1 protein-coding gene, 20 tRNA genes and 1 rRNA gene are annotated in these 2,437 nt (G+C 47.0%); 21 read left to right on the top strand and 1 reads right to left on the bottom strand.

What is annotated here, in order from left to right; all coding sequences use genetic code 11:
* The 21 genes from rrf to ACFO5Y_RS05330 form a co-directional block, all read left to right on the top strand.
* Positions 1–80: ribosomal RNA gene (gene rrf, locus ACFO5Y_RS11775) — 5S ribosomal RNA — on the top strand; the annotation flags it as partial.
* 14 nt (positions 81–94) lie between these two features.
* Positions 95–167 (top strand) — tRNA-Val (locus tag ACFO5Y_RS05425).
* Positions 168–175: 8 nt separating this feature from the next.
* Positions 176–248 (top strand) — tRNA-Lys (locus ACFO5Y_RS05420).
* A 21-nt stretch (positions 249–269) separates the two neighbouring features.
* A tRNA-Leu gene (locus ACFO5Y_RS05415) sits at positions 270–351 on the top strand.
* A gap of 13 nt (positions 352–364) precedes the next feature.
* Positions 365–437 (top strand) — tRNA-Thr (locus ACFO5Y_RS05410).
* A gap of 5 nt (positions 438–442) precedes the next feature.
* Positions 443–514 (top strand) — tRNA-Gly (locus ACFO5Y_RS05405).
* Positions 515–542: 28 nt separating this feature from the next.
* Positions 543–628: transfer RNA gene (locus ACFO5Y_RS05400), tRNA-Leu, on the top strand.
* Between the two features lie 35 nt (positions 629–663).
* Positions 664–737: transfer RNA gene (locus ACFO5Y_RS05395), tRNA-Arg, on the top strand.
* 10 nt (positions 738–747) lie between these two features.
* A tRNA-Pro gene (locus tag ACFO5Y_RS05390) sits at positions 748–821 on the top strand.
* A gap of 10 nt (positions 822–831) precedes the next feature.
* Positions 832–904 (top strand) — tRNA-Ala (locus ACFO5Y_RS05385).
* Positions 905–919: 15 nt separating this feature from the next.
* Positions 920–993, top strand: a tRNA-Met gene (locus ACFO5Y_RS05380).
* 4 nt (positions 994–997) lie between these two features.
* Positions 998–1,071: transfer RNA gene (locus tag ACFO5Y_RS05375), tRNA-Ile, on the top strand.
* 34 nt (positions 1,072–1,105) lie between these two features.
* Positions 1,106–1,195, top strand: a tRNA-Ser gene (locus tag ACFO5Y_RS05370).
* A 12-nt stretch (positions 1,196–1,207) separates the two neighbouring features.
* Positions 1,208–1,280: transfer RNA gene (locus ACFO5Y_RS05365), tRNA-Met, on the top strand.
* A gap of 39 nt (positions 1,281–1,319) precedes the next feature.
* Positions 1,320–1,390, top strand: a tRNA-Gly gene (locus tag ACFO5Y_RS05360).
* Between the two features lie 13 nt (positions 1,391–1,403).
* A tRNA-Ile gene (locus ACFO5Y_RS05355) sits at positions 1,404–1,477 on the top strand.
* Between the two features lie 33 nt (positions 1,478–1,510).
* Positions 1,511–1,599: transfer RNA gene (locus ACFO5Y_RS05350), tRNA-Ser, on the top strand.
* A gap of 49 nt (positions 1,600–1,648) precedes the next feature.
* Positions 1,649–1,720, top strand: a tRNA-Glu gene (locus tag ACFO5Y_RS05345).
* 19 nt (positions 1,721–1,739) lie between these two features.
* Positions 1,740–1,829, top strand: a tRNA-Ser gene (locus ACFO5Y_RS05340).
* 27 nt (positions 1,830–1,856) lie between these two features.
* Positions 1,857–1,929, top strand: a tRNA-Asp gene (locus ACFO5Y_RS05335).
* A gap of 9 nt (positions 1,930–1,938) precedes the next feature.
* Positions 1,939–2,009, top strand: a tRNA-Gly gene (locus ACFO5Y_RS05330).
* A 186-nt stretch (positions 2,010–2,195) separates the two neighbouring features.
* Here the strand turns inward: ACFO5Y_RS05330 and ACFO5Y_RS05325 are convergent.
* A partial coding sequence (locus tag ACFO5Y_RS05325; protein ID WP_380706370.1) for a transposase occupies positions 2,196–2,437 on the bottom strand: 242 nt, incomplete at its 5' end.

The raw sequence follows: 2,437 nt of genomic DNA, 5'->3' as shown, positions 1-2,437 counted from the left end.
ATGCCGAACACAGCAGTTAAGCTTCTTAGCGCCGATGGTAGTTGGACCTTTGGTCCTGTGAGAGTAGGTCGTTGCCATGCATTGTTTATATTTTGGAGGATTAGCTCAGCTGGGAGAGCGTCTGCCTTACAAGCAGGATGTCGGCGGTTCGATCCCGTCATCCTCCATGTCTCAAGAGTCGTTAGCTCAGTAGGTAGAGCATCTGACTTTTAATCAGAGGGTCACAGGTTCGATCCCTGTACGACTCATTCTCTTATATAGAGACAAACGCGGGTGTGGCGGAATTGGCAGACGCACTAGATTTAGGATCTAGCGCCTTCGGGCGTGGGGGTTCAAGTCCCTTCACCCGCATTTAACTTAATAAGCCGGCTTAGCTCAGTTGGTAGAGCATCTGATTTGTAATCAGAGGGTCGAGGGTTCAACTCCTTTAGCCGGCATCAACGCGGAAATAGCTCAGTGGTAGAGCACCACCTTGCCAAGGTGGGGGTCGCGGGTTCGAACCCCGTTTTCCGCTTTGCCAAGAGAAGTAAATTCGGCATATTGCCGGGGTGGCGGAACTGGCAGACGCACAGGACTTAAAATCCTGCGGTGGGTGACTACCGTGCCGGTTCGATTCCGGCCCTCGGCATAACACTTAGTTATGTGTTAAAGTAATAGAAAAGAGCACCCTTAGCTCAATTGGATAGAGTACCTGACTACGAATCAGGCGGTTGTAGGTTCGACTCCTACAGGGTGCGTTTATAATTTCGGGAAGTAGCTCAGCTTGGTAGAGCACTTGGTTTGGGACCAAGGGGTCGCAGGTTCGAATCCTGTCTTCCCGATTGATATTATGGGGAATTAGCTCAGCTGGGAGAGCGCCTGCCTTGCACGCAGGAGGTCAGCGGTTCGATCCCGCTATTCTCCATTAATATTTTATAAAGGCGGTGTAGCTCAGCTGGCTAGAGCGTCCGGTTCATACCCGGGAGGTCATGGGTTCGATCCCCTTCGCCGCTATATAGGACCTTTAGCTCAGTTGGTTAGAGCAGACGGCTCATAACCGTCCGGTCGTAGGTTCGAGTCCTACAAGGTCCATTGAAGACCGTAAAAAACACATAATATATATTTTGGAGGATTACCCAAGTCCGGCTGAAGGGAACGGTCTTGAAAACCGTCAGGCGTGTAAAAGCGCGCAAGGGTTCGAATCCCTTATCCTCCTTTTAAACATTATCGCGGGGTGGAGAAGCTGGCATCTCGTCGGGCTCATAACCCGAAGGTCGTAGGTTCGAATCCTACCCCCGCAATTTTATCTTAATACTAAACTTAACTACTTACTTAATTATGCGGGTGTAGTTTAGTGGTAAAACTACAGCCTTCCAAGCTGTTGTCGCGAGTTCGATTCTCGTCACCCGCTTTTAATTTCATACGGGCCTGTAGCTCAGTTGGTTAGAGCGCACCCCTGATAAGGGTGAGGTCGGTGGTTCGAATCCACTCAGGCCCATTAGTGATATTAAAACTATAAAATTTTGGATTTGGGGAAGTACTCAAGAGGCTGAAGAGGCGCCCCTGCTAAGGGTGTAGGTCGGTTTTGCCGGCGCGAGGGTTCAAATCCCTCCTTCTCCGTAAGTTTTATATTCATATTATTGCTAAAACTTAATATTTATATTGTTTTGGTCCGTTGGTCAAGCGGTTAAGACACCGCCCTTTCACGGCGGTAACACGGGTTCGAGTCCCGTACGGATCATTAATTTTACTTTCATCACGGAGGATTACCCAAGTCCGGCTGAAGGGAACGGTCTTGAAAACCGTCAGGCGTGTAAAAGCGCGCAAGGGTTCGAATCCCTTATCCTCCTTATTGATTTTAAAATTAAAAATACATTGGTCCGGTGGTGTAGGGGTTAACATGCCTGCCTGTCACGCAGGAGATCGCGGGTTCAAATCCCGTCCGGACCGTTATATTATGCGGGTGTAGTTTAGTGGTAAAACTACAGCCTTCCAAGCTGTTGTCGCGAGTTCGATTCTCGTCACCCGCTTAATGATTCAAAGAACGCTTGGCGTTCTTTTTTTGTGTTCAGGTATTTATGATTCGTTTCATGGATGCCTTTTTAATTGGTTCTTTGTCAAATAGTGTTGGTGAATATTTAAGGCGATAGATTTAGTTCTATCGTCTTTTTTTTATGTAAGTCATTTAGTGATCTGTTGGATGAGAGTATATTCGTCTAGAGTACCGCTTCGTCACAAAAATACAATGGGCGTACAGGTTCAGCATTAAGTTGTTGAAGCTGGGTTGAGATTAAAATACGACACCTTAAGTGACCGTAATTGCGATAACCATAGCCAGATCGTTTGATCATCTTGATTTTGTTTACGGTGCCTTCCACAACCCCATTTGAGAGTGTATAAGTTAAACTGTTTTCAATATCTAACGCGTAGGAAGTTAATGTTCGAAAAGCTGTTCTCA

The organism is Ruoffia tabacinasalis (assembly GCF_042652985.1).
Classification (GTDB): Bacteria; Bacillota; Bacilli; order Lactobacillales; family Aerococcaceae; genus Ruoffia; species Ruoffia tabacinasalis.
Note: the sequence above shows the minus strand (reverse complement) of the source record. Positions and strands in the feature narration are given on the sequence as shown.